We start from the raw sequence: 16,417 nt of genomic DNA on the forward strand, positions 1-16,417 counted from the left end.
CTTGGCCTCCGACTTCGGCGGCCGGGCGTCGTCGCGGCGCCGGTGGGCCGGCCGGGCCCGCCGGGCCGGTCGGCCGCCGTTCGGGTCCGCGGTGAGCAAGGAGCGGGCGCGCCGGCGCGCGGTCCGGGAGGCCGAGGCCGCCCGGGATCGGCTGGTGCGGCAGCGGAAGTTGGCCCGGCGGCACCGCCGGCGTGCGCTGGTACGCCGGTTGAACCCGCAGTGGCGACGCGGGCGTACCGGCCGGCTGGGCCGGCGCAGCCGGGGGGAGCGGGCCGCCATCGTGGGGCTGACCCTGGCGACGCTGGGGCTGATCTGGACGTTGGTCGACGACCTGGCGCTGCGGCTGGCGTTGACCGTGTTACTGCTGCTGGTCCTGCCGGCGATCGTCGTGATCGCGCTGGACCGTCGGATCTGACCGAGGAGAAGAAGAGTTGAGCCTCACCCTGTTGCCCGCCGTGGACGTCGCCGACGGCCAGGCCGTCCGGCTCGTGCAGGGCGCCGCCGGCAGCGAGACCGCCTACGGCGACCCGCTGGAGGCCGCGCTGGCCTGGCAGTCCGACGGCGCCGAGTGGATCCACCTGGTCGACCTCGACGCCGCGTTCGGTCGGGGTTCCAACGCGCACCTGCTCGCCGAGGTGGTCCGGCAGCTCGACGTGAAGGTCGAACTCTCCGGCGGCATCCGGGACGACGAGTCGCTGCACGCCGCGCTGGGCACCGGCGCGGCGCGGGTCAACATCGGCACCGCCGCGCTGGAGGATCCGGTCTGGTGCGACCGGGTCTGCGGCGAGTACGGCGACCGGGTGGCGATCGGGCTCGACGTGCGGGGTCGTACCCTCTCGGCCCGTGGCTGGACCCGCGACGGCGGTGACCTGTGGGAGGTGCTGGAGCGGCTCGACAAGGCGGGCGCCACCCGGTACGTCGTGACCGACATCACCAAGGACGGCACCATGCGCGGGCCGAACCTCGACCTGCTCCGTGAGGTCTGCGCCCGCACGGACGCGCCGGTGATCGCCTCGGGCGGCGTCTCGACCCTCGACGACCTGCGCGCCCTGGCCACCCTCGAACCGCTCGGGGTGGAGGGTGTGATCGCCGGCAAGGCGCTCTACGCGGGTGCGTTCACGGTGGCCCAGGCCCTGGAAACGCTGGCCCGCGCGTGACCGTCACCCGGCTGGGTTCGGGCGGCCCGTGGGAGGCCGTCTACGGCTACGCGCGGGTGGTGCGCGCCGGTGACCTGGCCTGGACGGCCGGCTGCACGGCGATGGTGGACGGCCGGGTGGCGCACGTGGGGGACGCAGCGGCGCAGACCGCGCAGGCGTTGCGGATCGGCCTGGACGCGCTCGCCGAGGTGGGGGCGGAGCCGGCCGACGTGGTCCGGACCCGGATGTACGTGACCGACCGGATCCACGCCGACGAGGTGGGTCGGGCGCACAACGCGGTCCTCGGCGCGGTGCGGCCGGTGGCGACGATGGTCGTGGTGGCGGGTCTGATCGACCCGGACCTGCTGGTCGAGGTCGAGTTGGAGGCCTGGCTCGGCGACCGGTGATCCGGGGCCGTCCCCGCGTGTCGGTGGGGGCGGTCACGCCACAGCCCGATCGGTTGTGCACAACTTAATTGCGGGCTATGGTTTTCCGGTGACCGATGATCTGGTGCTGCGCCGTCAGGTGTGCTTCGCGCTCTATGCCGCGTCGCGCGCCGTGACCGACGTCTACCGGCCCATCCTCGACGAGTTCGACCTGACCTACCCGCAGTACCTGGTGCTGCTGGTGCTCTGGGAGCGTGGCGACGACGCCCCCACGGTCTCCGAGCTCGGCGCCGCGCTGCGGCTGGACTCCGGCACGCTCTCCCCGCTGCTCAAGCGGATGGAGGCCGCGGGTCTGGTGGTCCGCAGCCGCGCGGCGCGCGACGAGCGGCGGGTGGAGGTGGGCCTGACCGCCGACGGTCGGGCCCTGCGGCAGCGGATGGACGAGGTGCCGGCGCGGATCGCCTGCGCCACCGGCCTCTCCGAGGCCGACCTGATCGCCCTGCGCGACACCCTCACCCGGGTCACCGAGACGATCCACCGACAGAAGGAGCAGTGATCCCCGTGCAGGTCCTCTACACCGCCTCCGCCAAGGCCACCGGCGACGGCCGGGACGGCCACGTCCGCACCTCCGACGCCACCCTCGACCTGGACCTGGCGATCCCGAAGGAGATGGGCGGCGCCGGCGGCGCGGCCAACCCGGAGCAGCTCTTCGCCGCCGGCTACGCGGCCTGCTTCCACTCGGCGCTGCGCCTGGTCGCCCGCAAGGCCAAGGCCGACGTCTCCGGTTCGGTCGTCGAGGCCGAGGTCGGCATCGGCCCGAACGGCAGCGGCGGCTTCGGCCTGACCGTCGCCCTCGTGGTCGACCTGCCCGCCGTGGAGCGCGCCGCCGCCGAGCAGCTGGTCGAGGCCGCCCACCAGGTCTGCCCGTACTCCAACGCCACCCGCGGCAACGTCGAGGTCGCCCTCACCGTGCGCGAGGCCGCGGCGGCCTGATCCCGCCCCGGCCCCTGCCCCACGTACGGAAGGACGACAGCGTATGAGCACCAACCGTGAGATCCACCTGGCCTCCCGCCCGCAGGGCTGGCCGACCGCCGACAACTTCCGCCTGGTCTCCACCGAGGTGCCCACCCCGGGCCCGGGACAGATCGTGGTCCGCAACCAGTTCATGTCGGTCGACCCGTACATGCGGGGCCGGATGAACGACGTGAAGTCGTACGTGCCGCCGTTCGCGCTCGACGCGCCGCTCGACGGCGGCGCGGTCGGCGAGGTGGTGGCCGGCGAGGCCGACGGGATCAAGGTCGGCGACACCGTGCTGCACGGCCTCGGCTGGCGCGAGTACGCGCTGGTCGACGCCAGGGCGGCCCGGCGGGTCGACCCGACGCTCGCCCCGGTCAGCGCCTACCTGGGCGTGCTCGGCATGACCGGCCTCACCGCGTACGCGGGGCTGCTCGACGTGGCCGCGATGAAGCCGGGGGAGACCGTCTTCGTCTCCGGCGCGGCCGGCGCGGTCGGCAGCATGGTGGGCCAGATCGCCAAGCTCAAGGGCGCCGGGCACGTGGTCGGCAGCGCGGGCTCGGCGGCCAAGGTCGAGCGGCTCAAGGCGCTCGGCTTCGACGCCGCCTTCGACTACCACGACGGTCCGGTGCGCGACTCGCTGAAGGCGGCCGCCCCCGACGGCGTCGACGTCTACTTCGACAACGTCGGTGGCGACCACCTGGAAGCCGCGATCTCGGCGATGAACCTGCACGGCCGGGCCGCCATCTGCGGCATGATCGCGCAGTACAACGCCACCGAGCCGCCGGCCGCGCCGCGCAACCTGGCGCTGGTCATCGGCAAGCGGCTCACCCTGCGCGGCTTCCTCGTCGCCGACCACGGCGACCTCCGGGACCAGTTCGTCGCCGACGTGGCCGGCTGGCTGCGCGACGGCAGGCTGTCGTACGACGAGACGGTCGTCGACGGCATCGAGAACGCCCCGGCGGCCTTCCTCGGCCTGCTCCGCGGCGAGAACCTGGGCAAGATGCTCGTCCGGGTGTGAGTCCCGACGCGCGGCGGTGGCCGGCCTCACAGGTCGGCCGCCGCCGCGTGCCCGTTGGATAGGCTCGTGACATGACGGTGGCGGTACGGGTGATCCCGTGTCTGGACGTGGACGCCGGGCGGGTGGTCAAGGGGGTCAACTTCCTCGACCTGCGCGACGCCGGGGACCCGGTGGAGCTCGCCGCGGCGTACGACCGGGCCGGCGCGGACGAGCTGACCTTCCTCGACGTGACCGCCTCCTCCAGCGACCGGGGCACCATGCTCGACGTGGTCCGCCGCACCGCGGAGTCGGTCTTCATCCCGCTGACCGTGGGCGGTGGCGTGCGCCAGGTCGCCGACGTCGACACCCTGCTGCGCGCCGGTGCGGACAAGGTCGGCGTGAACACCGCGGCGATCGCCCGTCCGGAGCTGATCGCCGAGATCGCCGACCGGTTCGGCCGGCAGGTGCTGGTGCTCTCGCTGGACGTGCGCCGGGCGGCCACGGGCACCACCCCCAGCGGGTACGAGGTGACCACCCACGGCGGTCGCCGGGGCACCGGGATCGACGCCGTCGAGTGGGCCCGCCGCGGCGCCGAGCTGGGGGCGGGGGAGCTGCTGCTCAACTCGATGGACGCCGACGGCACCAAGGCCGGCTTCGACCTGGCACTGATCGAGGCGGTCCGTGCGGTGGTGGACGTGCCGGTGGTGGCCAGTGGCGGCGCCGGCGAGGTGGCGCACTTCCCGCCGGCGATCGGCGCGGGCGCCGACGCGGTGCTCGCCGCGAGCGTCTTCCACTTCGGCGAGCTGACCGTCGGCGAGGTCAAGGACGCGCTGCGCGCCGCGGGTCACCCCACCCGCTGAGCACGCCTCGGGTCGGCGCCGTCCCGCTGGGCGGTCAGCGCCCGGTCTGCCCCTCGGGGGAGCGGCGCGGCGCCGGGATGGACCGGACCAGGTACTCCTGCACCGCCGCGGCGTGCTCCTCCTCGGCCAGGCGCCACTCCGCGCTGCCGGGGCTGTGCCGCCGGACCAGCACCCCCTGCACCGTGTCCACGGTGGTCCCCACGCCGGCTCTCGGCCGGGTGCGCCAGAGCCGCTCGCCGTCCGAGGTGATCCGGAACCAGCCGTCGGTGACGCTGACCAGCCCGGCCCCGGCCAACCGGCGGACCGCCGCCTCCACGTCGTGCCGTTCCGGGATCGCCTGGTTGAGGTGGTCCGCCGTGGAGATGACGTCGGCCAGCCGGACGCCTTCGGGTCGCCGGGTGTCCGCCGCGCGGCGGTGCCGTCCGGCGCCGCTCGCGATCACCAGTGACACGAAGATCCAGGCGTCCGTCCAGCGCCATCCGCTCTCCCCCATGCACGAATGATGCCCGTAGGTGTCGACGGAGAAAACACCCAATTTTTCCCGGTCACGGTCAGCGCAGCTCAGGCACGGTTTCCCGGGGAACGTCCGGACTGGACGTCGGGGCCGGGACGGCGAAGATCGGGGCGAAGAACTGCGCCAGCGGCCCGATGGCGAGGGCGTAGCCGACCGTGCCGAGTCCGACCGTGCCGCCCAGGAGCCAGCCCAGCGCCAGCACGACGACCTCGATGACGGTGCGGACCAGGCGTACCGAGCGGCCGGGGCGCCGGGCGGCGAATCCGGTCATCAGCCCGTCGCGGGGCCCGGGACCGAGATCGGCGCCGAGGTAGAGGCCGGTCGCGACGCCGTTGGCGACGATCCCGGTGACCAGCAGGCCGACCCGGGCGGGCAGCGGCAGGTCGGCGGGGAGCAGGGCGACGGTGGCGTCCACGGCCAGGCCGATCACCACGACGTTGCTCACCGTGCCGAGCCCCGGTCGCTGCCGCAGCGGGATCCAGAGCAGCAGCACCACCGCGCCGACCAGGATGCTCGCCGTGCCCACCGAGATACCGGTCTGCCGGGACAGCCCCTGGTGGAAGACGTCCCACGGGTTCAGCCCGAGCCCGGAGCGGATCATCAGGGCCATGCTGACGCCGTAGAGCACGAGCCCGGCGTAGAGCTGGGTGAGCCGGCGGGCCGGCCGGTGCCGGAGATTGCCAATCACTGCCATGCATGCCACCCTAGGAGCCAATCTGAGGCGGAACAGAGCCAATTCGCGGGGGGTGGCCATGACGAGTCAGGTCAGGGGAGCCCAATTGGCTCGGCTGTTGGGGCAGTGGCACGCGCTGCCGGGCCGCCGCCGCAGCCCGGACTACGCCGCGCTCGCCGCCGCGGTCCGCGGCCTGCTCGCCGACGGCCGGCTACCCCTGGGGGTACGCCTGCCGGCCGAGCGGGAGCTGGCCGAGGCGCTGCGCATCAGTCGCACCACGGTCACCGCCGCGTACGGGCAGCTGCGGGAGACCGGCCACCTGGCCAGCCGCCGCGGCGCGGGAAGCTGGACCCGGCTGCCCGGCACCCACCGGGTGGCCAGCACCGGCCTGTGGGCCCCGCTCGACGACCGCGACATGATCGACCTCGGGGTCGCCGCGCTGGCCGCCCCGCCGCAGCTCGTGCCGGCCGCCCGGGCCGCCACCGAGGACCTGCCCCGCTACCTGGGCGGCGCCGGCTACCACCCCACCGGCATCATCGAGCTGCGGGAGGCGATCGCCCGGTCGTACACCGCGCGGGGGCTGCCCACCAGCGCCGAGCAGATCATGGTCACCAACGGCACCCAGCACGCCCTGGACCTGGTGCTGCGGCTCGCGCTGGCGCCCGGCGGCAACGTGCTGGTCGAGTCGCCGACCTATCCGAACGCGCTGGCCGCGCTCTCCGCCCGCCGGGCCCGGATCGCCACCCACGGGCTGGCCGCGGACGGCGCCGGCTGGGACGCCGACCTGCTGCTCGGCACGATCCGCCAGACCCGCCCCAAGCTGGCGTACCTGATCCCCGAGTTCCAGAACCCGACCGGCCACCTGATGCCCACCGCGCTGCGCGAGCGGCTCGTCGCCGCCGCGCACGCTGCCGGCACCGACCTGGTCGTGGACGAGTCCTTCGTGGACCTGCCCCTGGAGGACACCGAACCGCCCCCGCCGGTCGCCGCCTTCGACCGGCACTCCCGGGTGATCAGCATCGGCGGGATGAGCAAGCCGTACTGGGGCGGGCTGCGGATCGGGTGGGTGCGGGCCGCCGCCCCGCAGGTGCAGCGGCTGGCCGCCGCCCGGGTCGGGGTGGACATGGCCAGCCCGGTGCTGGACCAGTTGGTCGCCGTGCACCTGCTCGCCGAGGCCCCGGCCATCGTCGCCGCCCGCCGGGCCCAACTGGCCGGGCAGCGCGACGCCCTGCTCGCCGCGCTCGCCGAGCGGCTGCCTGACTGGCGGGTCACTCCGCCGCGCGGCGGAGTGACCCTCTGGGCGGAGCTGGACGGACCGATCTCCAGCGCCCTCGCGCGCGCCGCCGAGGAGGTCGGCGTACGACTGGCGCCCGGCCCCCGGTTCGGCCTGGACGGGACGCTGGAACGCTTCCTGCGGCTGCCCTTCACGCTGCCCGCCGCGGACCTGGTCGAGGCGGTCGGCCGACTCGCCGCGGTCCGCTACGACCTGGACCGGGCCGGCCGGCCGCGCTGGCGGGAGCCGTCGGTGATCGCCTGAACCGTGCGACGCGCCGGACGCCCGGCGGGTGCGCGTCGCCACGCCGGCTGCCACACTGTGCGCCGTGACGGACGGCGGTACGGCGCGGCGGGCTCGGATGCGCGGGATGACCGAGGGTGCCACGGTCACCCCGCTGGAACTCTTCTTCGACCTGGTCTTCGTCTACGCGCTCACCCAGGTGACCGCGCTGATGGCGGGCGACCTGACCGGGCGGGGCATGGTGCACGGGGTGCTCGTGCTCGCCCTGCTCTGGTGGTGCTGGTGCTGCTACGCCTGGCTGGGCAACACGGTCCGGGCCGACGAGGGCGTGGTCCGGGTGGCGATCTTCGCGGTGATGGCCGCCATGTTCGTGGTCGCGGTGACCATCCCCGAGGCGTTCACCGACCTGCCCGGTGGGCTCTCCGGGCCGGTGGTCTTCGCCGGCTGCTACCTGGTGGTCCGGGTGCTGCACCTGGTCATCTACTGGCACGCCGCCCGGGGCGACGCCGACCTGCGTCGCCAGTTGCTGCGCGCCGCGCTGCCGATGCTGGGCGGGGCGACGCTGCTCTTCACCGCCGCGCTGCTGCCCCAGCGGCTCGCCGACACCCCACTCGGCGTCGACAACCTGCGCACCCTGCTCTGGGCGCTCGCCCTCGCCGTCGACTACGGCGGCATGTTGGCGATCGGGGCGGGCGGGTGGCGGATCTTCTCCGCCGCGCACTGGACCGAACGGCACGGGCTGATCATCATCGTCGCGCTCGGCGAGTCACTGGTGGCGATCGGCGTCGGGGTGACCGCGCTACCCATCTCCTGGCCGATCATCGTCGCCTCGTTCCTCGGCATCGCGGTGGCCGCCGCGCTCTGGTGGGCGTACTTCGATGTGATGGCCATCGCCGCCGAGCGGGTGCTGCAGCGGGCCCAGGGCGCCGAACGGGCCGCCCTGGCCCGGGACTCCTACACCTACCTGCACCTGCCCATGGTGGCCGGCATCGTCCTGCTCGCCCTCGGGCTCAAGAAGGTGCTGTCGTACGTCGGGGACGGCGGCGAGCACGACCTCACCGACCCGCTGCACGGGCTGGGCCTCTACGCCCTCTACGGCGGGGTGGTCCTCTACCTGCTCGGCCACCTCGGCTTCCGGCTGCGCAACCTGCGCTCGGTCAACTGGCCCCGGGCGGTGGCGATGGTCCTGCTGGTCGTGCTGGTGCCGGTGGCCGACCGGCTGCCGGCGCTCGCCGCGCTGGCGCTGCTCGCCCTGGTCTGCGTCGGGATGATCGCGGCCGAGGTGCTGCTCTTCGGCGAGGTCCGGCGGAAGCTGCGCGACTCCTTCCTCGACGAGCACGGCGCCGGCCCGGCCCACGGCCGCTGACCCGGCGGGGGAGCTTCCCACGATCGGGCTCGTCGTCCGTGCGCCGGCTGGAACACTGCGAGGGTGGGTAGGACGACCCGGTCCGGGCTGGTCAGCTGGGGTGGGGCCGGGGACCCGGGTGACCCGCCTGAGGTCATGCCGGTGGTCGGCTTCCTGGTCATGGCGGCGGTCTTCGTGCTCGCGCTGACCACCGGCGTCGCCTTCCGGGACGAGCCCCGCGGGCTGTGGCCGTCACCACTTCTGACCCGGTCGGTGGCCGTGCCCGCACCAGCGGAGCGGGCACGGCCACCGGGGCCGGTCAGATCTCGGCCAGGGTGCCCTCGTACATGCTGTCGATCTCGTTGGCGAAGTTGGTCTCCACACCGCGCCGCTTGATCTTGAGAGACGGGGTCATCTCGCCGTGCTCGATGGTCAGGTCACGCGGCAGGATGGTGACCTTCTTGATCGTCTCCCACCGGTTGAGCTTGGCGTTGAGCTTGGCGACGTACTCCTCGACCATGGCCTTCGCCTCGGCGGAGGTGACGATCTCGTGGTAGGAACGCCCCTCCAGCGGCCCGCCGGCCGCCCAGCCGACGATCGCGTCCGGGTCCAGGCTGACCAGCATGGTGCAGTAGTTGCGGGCCTGGCCGATCACGACGGCCTGCGAGGTGTACGGGCAGATCGCCTTGAACATGCCCTCGATGTGCGACGGGGCGATGTACTTGCCACCGGAGGTCTTGACCAGGTCCTTCTTGCGATCGGTGATGCGCAGGTAGCCGTCGGAGTCGAGAGTGCCGATGTCACCGGTGCGGAAGAAGCCGTCCTCGGTGAACGCCGCCTTCGTCTCCTCCGGCAGGTTGTGGTAGCCGCGCATCACCGGCCGGCCCCGCACCAGGATCTCCCCGTCGGTGTCGATCCGGCACTCCAGGTCGCCCATCGCCTTGCCGACGGTGCCGATCCGCAGCCCCTCCGGCGGGTTGACGAAGTTGCCGGCGCTGGTCTCGGTCAGGCCGTACCCCTCGGAGATGGGCAGGTTCGCGGCGGCGAAGAAGGTGGCGATCTCCTTGCTCAGCGGGGCCGCGCCGGAGACCAGCACCCGGATCCGCCCGCCCAGGCGGGCCTGGAGCTTGCTGAAGACCAGCTTCTCGGCGAGCGCGTACTTCAGTCTCAGCCCGGTCGGGACCGGCTGGCCGGCCTGCTCCAGCGCGACCTTCTCCTTGCCGGTCCGCACCCCCCAGGCGAAGATCTTGGCCTTGGCGCCGCCGGCGCCCTGGGCGGTGGTGACCGCCTTGTTGTAGACCTTCTCGTAGACCCGGGGTGCGCCGCACATCAGCGTCGGCTTGATCACCGCCAGCATCTCGACCAGCTTGTCCACCCGGCCGTCGACGTAGGTCGGCAGGCCGACGTGGGTCGACCCGCAGAGCAGGGTCTTGCCGAACGAGTGGGACAGCGGCAGCCAGAGGTAGTGCACGTCGTCGGAGCGGAGCAGGCTCGTCTCGGCCTGCACGACCGCCTCCCAGCACCAGCCGCCGTGCAGCAGCTCGACGCCCTTGGGCCGGCCGGTGGTGCCGGAGGTGTAGATCAGGGTGGCCAGGTGGTCCGGGCCGACCGGCGCGACCATGCGCTCGATCAGGTCCGGCTCGGCGGCCAGCGCGCGGGCGCCCTGCTCCTCCAGCTCGGCGAGGGTCAGCTGGGGTACGGCCGCGGCCGGGTCGGCGGCCCCGTCGAAGAGCACCACGTGGGTCAGCGCGGGCAGCTCGGCCCCCGCGATCTTGGCCGCCTGTGCCGGGTTCTCCGCGAAGAGCACCCGTGAACCGGAGTCGGCGATGATGTAGGTCGCGTCCTCGGGCTCGGTGGTGGGGTAGACGGTGGTGGTCGCGCCGCCGGCGCACATGATGCCGAAGTCGGCGATCACCCAGTCGAGCCGGGTGTTGGCCAGGATCGCCACCGGATCCTCCAGGCCGACGCCGAGCCCGTGCAGCCCGGCGGCGACCGCCTTGGCACGGTGTCCGACCTGCTCCCACGTCAGCCAGTCCGGCCCGGAGTCGTCCGGTGCCGGGCGGGCGAACGCCGGCCGCTCAGGGGTGGCGGCGACGCGCTTGAGGAACATGTCGGGGATGGAACGGTACGGTACATCGAGAGCCATCGCTGTAGCCGCCTTCGAGGGTGGATGACGTGACCGGGGTCACGCCGGTCTGCGGTTACCGAAGGGTATTGCCTGCACCCGGCCATCGGCTAGCCCCGGTTCCGGTCGGCCCGCCGCGTCTCGCGAGGTGGACCCGCTCAGGCGTAGCGGTCCGCGCGCAGCGACCAGTCGTAGGTGGCCCGGATCCAGGCCCGGCGGGCGGCCAGGAACGGCGCGAGCGCGGGATCCCCGGCCAGCGCCGCCTCGAGGACCAGCCAGCGCTCCAGCCCGTCGTTGTACCGCCCGGCCGCCGCCCGGAAGGCGGCGTCGGGGTCCTGCCCGGTCCGCGCCGCGATCACCGTGACGAGGTTGGGCGCGTCCGGTGCCGTGTGGCGTTCCTTGTGGTGGGAGAAGAGGTCGTTGCACCAGCAGACCAGGTCGGCGGTGAGGTCGTCGAGGGCGGCCACCGCCGGGTCCACCCGCCGGCCGGGTCCGGGCAGGCCGCCGTACGCCAGGTCGGTGAGGGTGAGGCTGGGGCGCACCCCGCCGGTGTGCCGGCGCATCTGGAGGTACTCGGTCAGCTCGGGCACCCGGCGCCGCTCCCGGTTGGCCGCCTCCCACAGCAGCGCCAGCAGGTACTCGCGAAGCTGGCTGACCAGTCGCAGCAGCAGGGGCGGGCGGCCGTGCTCCCGGACCCGCCGGCAGATGTCGGCCAGCGCGACGCCGAGCGGCCCGGCGTCCGGCGCGCCGGTCGACGCGCCGTGTCGGTCCAGCACGTCGAGCAGCGCGGAGACGGTCGGCGCGAGCCGGACCGGCGCGGCGCCGAGACCGTCCTCGTCGCAGCAGTCGTCCATCACGAACAGCCAGCTGATCAGGTCGGTGAGCAGTCGCAGGCGGTCGACCGGCACCCGGGGACAGGCCCGCCCGGCCAGCTCGGCGGCGTGCGCCGCGCGCAGCCGACGCCACCGGCGGCCGTTGTCGACCAGCCCGAGGTGGCGGGCCCAGTCGAGACTCTCCCCGGCCACCTGGTCGACGGCGGCGTGCCGCCCACCGGTGAAGGGGGGTTCGTGCAGTCCCCAGCCGGCGATGCCGCGCATGCTGCCCCCTGTCCGGCCACCCGCTTCGGGGTCGGCGCGCAAGAGAGTACGACAGAAGCGCATCAACGTCGATCGCTGGGCACCCCCCCGGCCCCGCCCACCCCGGCCGCCCCGCCGACGCTCGATGATCAAGAAGTTTGCGTCCGGGTTCGGGGCCCGCCGTGACCAGAACTCCTTGATCACCGCGGCGTGGCGGGCGCGGCGGGCGCGGCGGGCGCGGTGGGCGTCAGAGGCCGAGGGGGGCGGTGCGGAGGCGGTCGGCGAGGGGTTGGGGGCCGTCGATCTGCACCCGGGCGACCCGCTGCCGGCCGGAGAGGAAGAGGGTCAGCTCGCCCGGGGCGCCGACCAGCCGCAGCCGCTCGCCGCCCCGGCCCACCGACAGCTCGCCGAACCCGGGGGCCTGGATGAGCAGGTCGGCCGGGAACCGGCGCAGGGCGACCCGGGCCAGCAGCCCCGCCGGCTTCCAGAGCCGGGCCTGGAGTCCCGCCGGCAGATCCCGGGGCGACCAGCCCGGCCGGGCCCGCCGCACGTCCTCGTGGTGGACGAAGAACTCCATGGTGTTGGCGAGCTCGTCGGTGAGCGGGTTGCCCAGCGGGCTCCACGCCGGCGGGCGGCGTACCTGGCCGACCAGCTGCGGCCACGGGCGCGCGGCGATCCGGCGGCGCACCCGCTCCGCGTACCCGCGCAGCGGCGGCAGCACGATGCCCCCGGCGGCGTCCGGGCGGCGCTCCCGCACCACCAGGTGGGCGGCGAGGTCGCGGGTCGTCCACCCCTCGTTGATCGTCGGAGCGTCCGGTCCCAGCTCCAGCATCAGATCGGCGAGCGCCTCGCGCTCCGATCGGGCGTACCGCGGCATGAGGCCGATCGTAGGGCCGCGCGCCGCCGTCGGCGCGCCGTGCGCCCGCCGGCGGTGGTGGGCGGGCGTGGCGGTACACGTGACGGCGGACATACGGGCCGGGGTCGGCGTACCTGGCCGCGACCGGTAAGGATGAGGGAGAACGATACGGCTTACGGCGGGGGACAGCGTGGCGAGCGGGACGAGTCGGGACGTGCTCGGCCGGGGACTCTCCGTCCTCGGGGTGGCCATCCGGGAGCAACCGCGCATCTTCGCGGTCGCGGTGGCCGGCAGTGTGCTCTTCGGTGCGATGGTGATCGCCAGCGCGTTCGTGGTGGGCGCGGTGGTCGGCGACGTGGTGGTGCCGGCGATCGCCCGGGGGGCGGTCGGCGCGGGCGCGCTGGCCCTGGCCGCGACCGCGCTGTTCGGGATCAGCGTGCTGCGGGTGGTGGGCATCTTCGGCCGCCGGCTGGGCGCCGGGTACATGCAGTACCGCCTCCAGGCCGCCTACCGGCGCCGGGTGACCCGCCGCTACCTGGACCTGCCGCTGGCCTGGCACCACCGCAACGCCACCGGCACCCTGCTCTCCAACGCCAACTCCGACGTCGAGGCGGCCTGGCACCCGATCGCCCCGCTGCCCTTCGCCGTCGGCACGCTGGTGATGCTGGTCGGCGCGATCGTCTCGCTCTTCCTCACCGACTGGGCGCTCGCCCTGGTCGGGCTGGCGGTCTTCCCGGCGCTGTTCGCGCTCAACGTGGTCTACTCCCGCCGGATGGCGCCCCGGCAGGCCCGCGCCCAGCGGCTGCGCGCCGAGGTCAGCGGCATCGCCCACGAGAGCTTCGACGGCGCCCTGGTGGTCAAGACCATGGGCCGGGAGGCCCAGGAGACCGCCCGGTTCGCCTCCCGCGCCGGCGAGCTGCGCGACGCGTTGATCTCCGTCGGCCGGTTGCGGGGCATCTTCGACCCGCTGCTGGAGGCGCTGCCCAGCCTCGGCACCCTGGCCGTGCTGGTGGTCGGGGCGGTCCGGCTGGGGCAGGGCGCGATCAGCGTGGCCGAGCTGGTCAGCGTCGCCTTCCTCTTCACCGTGCTGGCCTTCCCGGTGCGGGCCATCGGCTGGGTGCTCGCCGAGCTGCCGCGCAGCGTCGCCGGCTGGGACCGGGTCCGTCGGGTGCTCGACGCCACCGGCGAGATGCCGTACGGGCAGCGGGTGCTCGACCCGGCCGATCCGACGCCGGCCACGCTCGCCTTCGCCGACGTGCACTTCGGGTACGAGCCCGCCGAGGCGCACCTGCCCGGCACCGAGGTACTCGGCGAGGTGAGCTTCACCGTGCCGGCCGGGAAGACGGTCGCCCTGGTCGGGCCCACCGGCGCCGGCAAGTCCACCGTCGCCTCCCTGGCGGTACGCCTGGTCGACCCGCGATCCGGGGCGGTCACCCTGGACGGCGTCGACGTCCGCGACCTCACCGCCGCCTCGCTCGCCGGGACGGTCGCGCTGGTCGCCCAGGTGCCGTTCGTCTTCGACGACACCGTCCGGGCCAACATCTCCCTGGACCGGCCCGGCGTCACCGACGCCGACGTCTGGGCGGCGCTGCGGCTGGCCGAGGCGGACGGCTTCGTCGCCGCGCTGCCCGAGGGGCTGGACACCATGGTCGGCGAGCGCGGCACCTCGCTCTCCGGCGGGCAGCGGCAGCGGCTCACCCTGGCCCGGGCGCTCGCCGGCCGGCCCCGGCTGCTGGTGCTGGACGACGCGACCAGCGCCGTCGACCCCCGGGTGGAGGCGGCCATCCTGGCCGGGCTGCGCGCCCCGGCCGCCGGCGGCGGCGCCGCCGCGTCGATCCTGGTGGTGGCGTACCGCCGGGCCACCATCGCGCTGGCCGACGAGGTGATCTACCTGGAGCAGGGGCGGGTGATCGCCCGCGGCACCCACTCGGAGCTGCTGGCCACCGTGCCCGGCTACGCGGACCTGGTGACCGCGTACGAGCAGGCCGAGCACGAGCGCGAGCAGACCCACACGTACGAGGAGGTCACCCCGCTGACCTCCGGCCTGGAGGTGGACCGGTGAGCGCGAGGAGTGCAGCGGAGCGGAGCCCCGCAGTCGCGAACGAAGAGGCCCACCGGTGAGCGCGACGGTGGAGGCCGAACGGCCGGCGGCGCGGGAGACAACCTGGAGCACGCTGCGGCGGGGGCTGTCGCTCTCCCCGGAGCTGCGGATCGGGCTCGCCGGGACGCTGGCCCTGGCCCTGATCTACATGGTCGGCCGGGTGGCGGTGCCGGTCGCCGTGCAGCGCGGCATCGACAACGGCATCGTCGGCGGCCCCGACCTCGACGTGATCGGCGGGGTCGTCGCCGTCACCGCGGCCGTGCTGGTGGTCACCACCACCTGCGGCTACCTGATGACCCGCCGGCTCTTCACGGTCAGCGAGACCGCGCTGGCCAACGTCCGCACCCGGGCGTTCCGGCACGTCCACGACCTGTCGATGCTGCACCAGCAGTCCGAGCGGCGCGGCTCGCTGGTCTCCCGGGTGACCAGCGACGTCGACCAGATCACCCAGTTCCTCCAGTGGGGCGGGGTGATCCTGCTGGTCAACCTGGGTCAGCTGGTGGTCACCACGGCCGTGATGTTCGCGTACTCCTGGCAGTTGACCCTGGTGGTGTTCGCCGCCTTCGCGCCGGCGGTGCTGGTGATCCGGCTGCTGCAACGCCGGCTCGGCACGGCCTACGGGGTGGTCCGGCAGCGGACCGGCACCCTGCTCGGCACCATCGGCGAGAGCGTCGTGGGGGCGCCGGTGATCCGGGCGTACGGCATCGCCGGGCGCACCGCCCGGCGGCTGGACGACGCGATCGACGCGCAGCGGCAGGCCCAGCAGAGGGCCATCCGGATCAGCATCCTGGGCAGCTCGGTCGGGGAGCTGGCCGCCGGCCTGGCCCTGGCGGGCGTGGTCGTCGTCGGGGTCAGCCTCGGCGTGGACCGGACGCTCTCCATCGGCCAGCTCACCGCCTTCCTGTTCCTGGTGACGCTCTTCATCCAGCCGGTGCAGATCGCCACCGAGGTGCTCAACGAGGCGCAGAACGCGATCGCCGGGTGGCGGCGGGTGCTCGACGTCCTCGACGTCGCCCCCGACGTCGCCGACCCGGGCGAGCAGGGCCGGGACCTGCCGGCGGGCCCGCTGGACATCCGGTTCGCCGGGGTGACCTTCGGCTATCCCGGTGGCCCGCCGGTGCTGCACGACGTGACGCTGGACATCCCGGCGAAGAGCCGGGTGGCGGTGGTCGGGGAGACCGGCAGCGGCAAGACCACCTTCGCCAAGCTGCTCACCCGGCTGATGGACCCGACGGCCGGTCAGGTGCTGCTCTCCGGGGTGCCGCTGGACGAGGTGCGCTTCTCCTCGCTGCGCTCGCGGGTGGTGATGGTGCCGCAGGACGGTTTCCTCTTCGACGCCACGGTCGGGGAGAACGTCCGCTTCGCCCGCCCCGAGCTGACCGACGCGCAGCTCACCGCGGCCTTCACAGAGCTGGGGCTGGCCGACTGGCTGGACGGGTTGCCGTCGGGGCTGGACACCCCCGTCGGCGAGCGGGGCGAGGCGCTGAGCGTGGGGGAGCGGCAGCTGGTCGCGCTGGCCCGGGCGTACGTGGCCGACCCGGACCTGCTGGTGCTCGACGAGGCGACCAGCGCCGTCGACCCGGCCACCGAGGTACGCCTGCAGCGCACCCTGGACGCGGTCACCCGCGGCCGGACGACGCTGGCCATCGCCCACCGGCTCTCCACCGCGCAGTCGGCCGACGAGGTGATCGTGGTGGACCGGGGCCGGATCGTGCAGCGTGGGCCGCACGAGGAGCTGGTCCGCGACCCCGGGTCGATCTACGGGCTGCTCTACGCCTCCTGGCTGGAGCAGACCCGCTGAGCCGGGTCCGGCGG

At 74.2% G+C, this 16,417-nt stretch carries 16 protein-coding genes; 11 read left to right on the top strand and 5 right to left on the bottom strand.

Going from position 1 to position 16,417, the window contains the following annotated elements; all coding sequences use genetic code 11:
- Positions 1 to 91: 91 nt before the first annotated feature.
- The 7 genes from V6U79_RS17565 to hisF all read left to right on the top strand — a co-directional run bounded on the left by V6U79_RS17565 (position 92) and on the right by hisF (position 4,396).
- Entirely contained in the window at positions 92 to 415 is a 324-nt protein-coding gene (locus tag V6U79_RS17565; RefSeq protein WP_334615284.1) for a hypothetical protein, read from the top strand.
- Between the two features lie 16 nt (positions 416 to 431).
- Complete coding sequence (gene priA / locus V6U79_RS17570; RefSeq protein WP_334522505.1) at positions 432 to 1,157, top strand: bifunctional 1-(5-phosphoribosyl)-5-((5-phosphoribosylamino)methylideneamino)imidazole-4-carboxamide isomerase/phosphoribosylanthranilate isomerase PriA; 726 nt, start codon at positions 432 to 434, stop codon at positions 1,155 to 1,157.
- Positions 1,154 to 1,543, top strand: a complete 390-nt coding sequence (locus tag V6U79_RS17575; RefSeq protein ID WP_334522507.1) for a RidA family protein — start codon at positions 1,154 to 1,156, stop codon at positions 1,541 to 1,543. Before priA ends, V6U79_RS17575 begins: the two co-directional genes overlap by 4 nt.
- 88 nt (positions 1,544 to 1,631) lie before the next feature.
- Entirely contained in the window at positions 1,632 to 2,078 is a 447-nt protein-coding gene (locus tag V6U79_RS17580) for a MarR family winged helix-turn-helix transcriptional regulator (protein WP_334522510.1), read from the top strand.
- Between the two features lie 5 nt (positions 2,079 to 2,083).
- Entirely contained in the window at positions 2,084 to 2,515 is a 432-nt protein-coding gene (locus tag V6U79_RS17585) for an organic hydroperoxide resistance protein (protein ID WP_334522566.1), read from the top strand.
- Positions 2,516 to 2,558: 43 nt separating this feature from the next.
- Complete coding sequence (locus V6U79_RS17590) at positions 2,559 to 3,557, top strand: NADP-dependent oxidoreductase (protein WP_334615210.1); 999 nt, start codon at positions 2,559 to 2,561, stop codon at positions 3,555 to 3,557.
- Between the two features lie 71 nt (positions 3,558 to 3,628).
- Positions 3,629 to 4,396, top strand: a complete 768-nt coding sequence (hisF, locus tag V6U79_RS17595) for an imidazole glycerol phosphate synthase subunit HisF (protein ID WP_334522516.1) — start codon at positions 3,629 to 3,631, stop codon at positions 4,394 to 4,396.
- 34 nt (positions 4,397 to 4,430) lie between these two features.
- On the opposite strand, the gene V6U79_RS17600 is transcribed toward hisF, so the two are convergent.
- Both V6U79_RS17600 and yczE read right to left on the bottom strand, forming a co-directional pair.
- Entirely contained in the window at positions 4,431 to 4,889 is a 459-nt protein-coding gene (locus V6U79_RS17600; RefSeq protein WP_334522519.1) for a hypothetical protein, read from the bottom strand.
- 58 nt (positions 4,890 to 4,947) lie between these two features.
- Positions 4,948 to 5,604 (bottom strand): membrane protein YczE, encoded by a 657-nt coding sequence (yczE, locus tag V6U79_RS17605; RefSeq protein WP_334522522.1) that lies wholly within the window; start codon positions 5,602 to 5,604, stop codon positions 4,948 to 4,950.
- 58 nt (positions 5,605 to 5,662) lie between these two features.
- Here yczE and yczR point away from each other — a divergent pair, with 58 nt between their 5' ends.
- On the top strand, positions 5,663 to 7,120 hold the full coding sequence (gene yczR, locus V6U79_RS17610; RefSeq protein WP_334615211.1) for a MocR-like transcription factor YczR: 1,458 nt from the start codon (positions 5,663 to 5,665) through the stop codon (positions 7,118 to 7,120).
- Positions 7,121 to 7,226: 106 nt separating this feature from the next.
- Positions 7,227 to 8,465, top strand: a complete 1,239-nt coding sequence (locus tag V6U79_RS17615) for a low temperature requirement protein A (RefSeq protein WP_334522528.1) — start codon at positions 7,227 to 7,229, stop codon at positions 8,463 to 8,465.
- 298 nt (positions 8,466 to 8,763) lie between these two features.
- Here the strand turns inward: V6U79_RS17615 and V6U79_RS17620 are convergent, their stop codons facing one another.
- From V6U79_RS17620 to V6U79_RS17630, 3 genes are all read right to left on the bottom strand, one after another.
- Positions 8,764 to 10,590, bottom strand: a complete 1,827-nt coding sequence (locus tag V6U79_RS17620) for an AMP-dependent synthetase/ligase (RefSeq protein WP_334522530.1) — start codon at positions 10,588 to 10,590, stop codon at positions 8,764 to 8,766.
- A 137-nt stretch (positions 10,591 to 10,727) separates the two neighbouring features.
- A complete protein-coding gene (locus V6U79_RS17625; protein WP_334615212.1) occupies positions 10,728 to 11,666 on the bottom strand; it encodes a terpene synthase family protein in 939 nt (312 codons plus the stop codon).
- 226 nt (positions 11,667 to 11,892) lie between these two features.
- Positions 11,893 to 12,522, bottom strand: a complete 630-nt coding sequence (locus V6U79_RS17630; protein WP_334522534.1) for a TIGR03085 family metal-binding protein — start codon at positions 12,520 to 12,522, stop codon at positions 11,893 to 11,895.
- A 169-nt stretch (positions 12,523 to 12,691) separates the two neighbouring features.
- Between V6U79_RS17630 and V6U79_RS17635 the strand changes: the two genes are divergently transcribed.
- Positions 12,692 to 14,563, top strand: a complete 1,872-nt coding sequence (locus tag V6U79_RS17635; protein WP_334615213.1) for an ABC transporter ATP-binding protein — start codon at positions 12,692 to 12,694, stop codon at positions 14,561 to 14,563.
- 55 nt (positions 14,564 to 14,618) lie between these two features.
- A complete protein-coding gene (locus V6U79_RS17640; RefSeq protein ID WP_334522537.1) occupies positions 14,619 to 16,403 on the top strand; it encodes an ABC transporter ATP-binding protein in 1,785 nt (594 codons plus the stop codon).
- Positions 16,404 to 16,417: the final 14 nt, after the last annotated feature.

It is taken from the genome of Micromonospora psammae (genome assembly GCF_036902725.1).
Lineage (GTDB): Bacteria > Actinomycetota > Actinomycetes > Mycobacteriales > Micromonosporaceae > Micromonospora.

Bases quoted from the DNA above. Each gene is read 5' to 3' on its own strand.
- V6U79_RS17590 (WP_334615210.1), top strand. From the start codon at position 2,559: ATGAGCACCAACCGTGAGATCCACCTGGCCTCCCGCCCGCAGGGCTGG.
- hisF (WP_334522516.1), top strand. From the start codon at position 3,629: ATGACGGTGGCGGTACGGGTGATCCCGTGTCTGGACGTGGACGCCGGG.
- V6U79_RS17600 (WP_334522519.1), bottom strand. From the start codon at position 4,889: ATGGGGGAGAGCGGATGGCGCTGGACGGACGCCTGGATCTTCGTGTCA.
- yczE (WP_334522522.1), bottom strand. From the start codon at position 5,604: ATGGCAGTGATTGGCAATCTCCGGCACCGGCCGGCCCGCCGGCTCACC.
- yczR (WP_334615211.1), top strand. From the start codon at position 5,663: ATGACGAGTCAGGTCAGGGGAGCCCAATTGGCTCGGCTGTTGGGGCAG.
- V6U79_RS17615 (WP_334522528.1), top strand. From the start codon at position 7,227: ATGACCGAGGGTGCCACGGTCACCCCGCTGGAACTCTTCTTCGACCTG.
- V6U79_RS17620 (WP_334522530.1), bottom strand. From the start codon at position 10,590: ATGGCTCTCGATGTACCGTACCGTTCCATCCCCGACATGTTCCTCAAG.
- V6U79_RS17625 (WP_334615212.1), bottom strand. From the start codon at position 11,666: ATGCGCGGCATCGCCGGCTGGGGACTGCACGAACCCCCCTTCACCGGT.
- V6U79_RS17630 (WP_334522534.1), bottom strand. From the start codon at position 12,522: ATGCCGCGGTACGCCCGATCGGAGCGCGAGGCGCTCGCCGATCTGATG.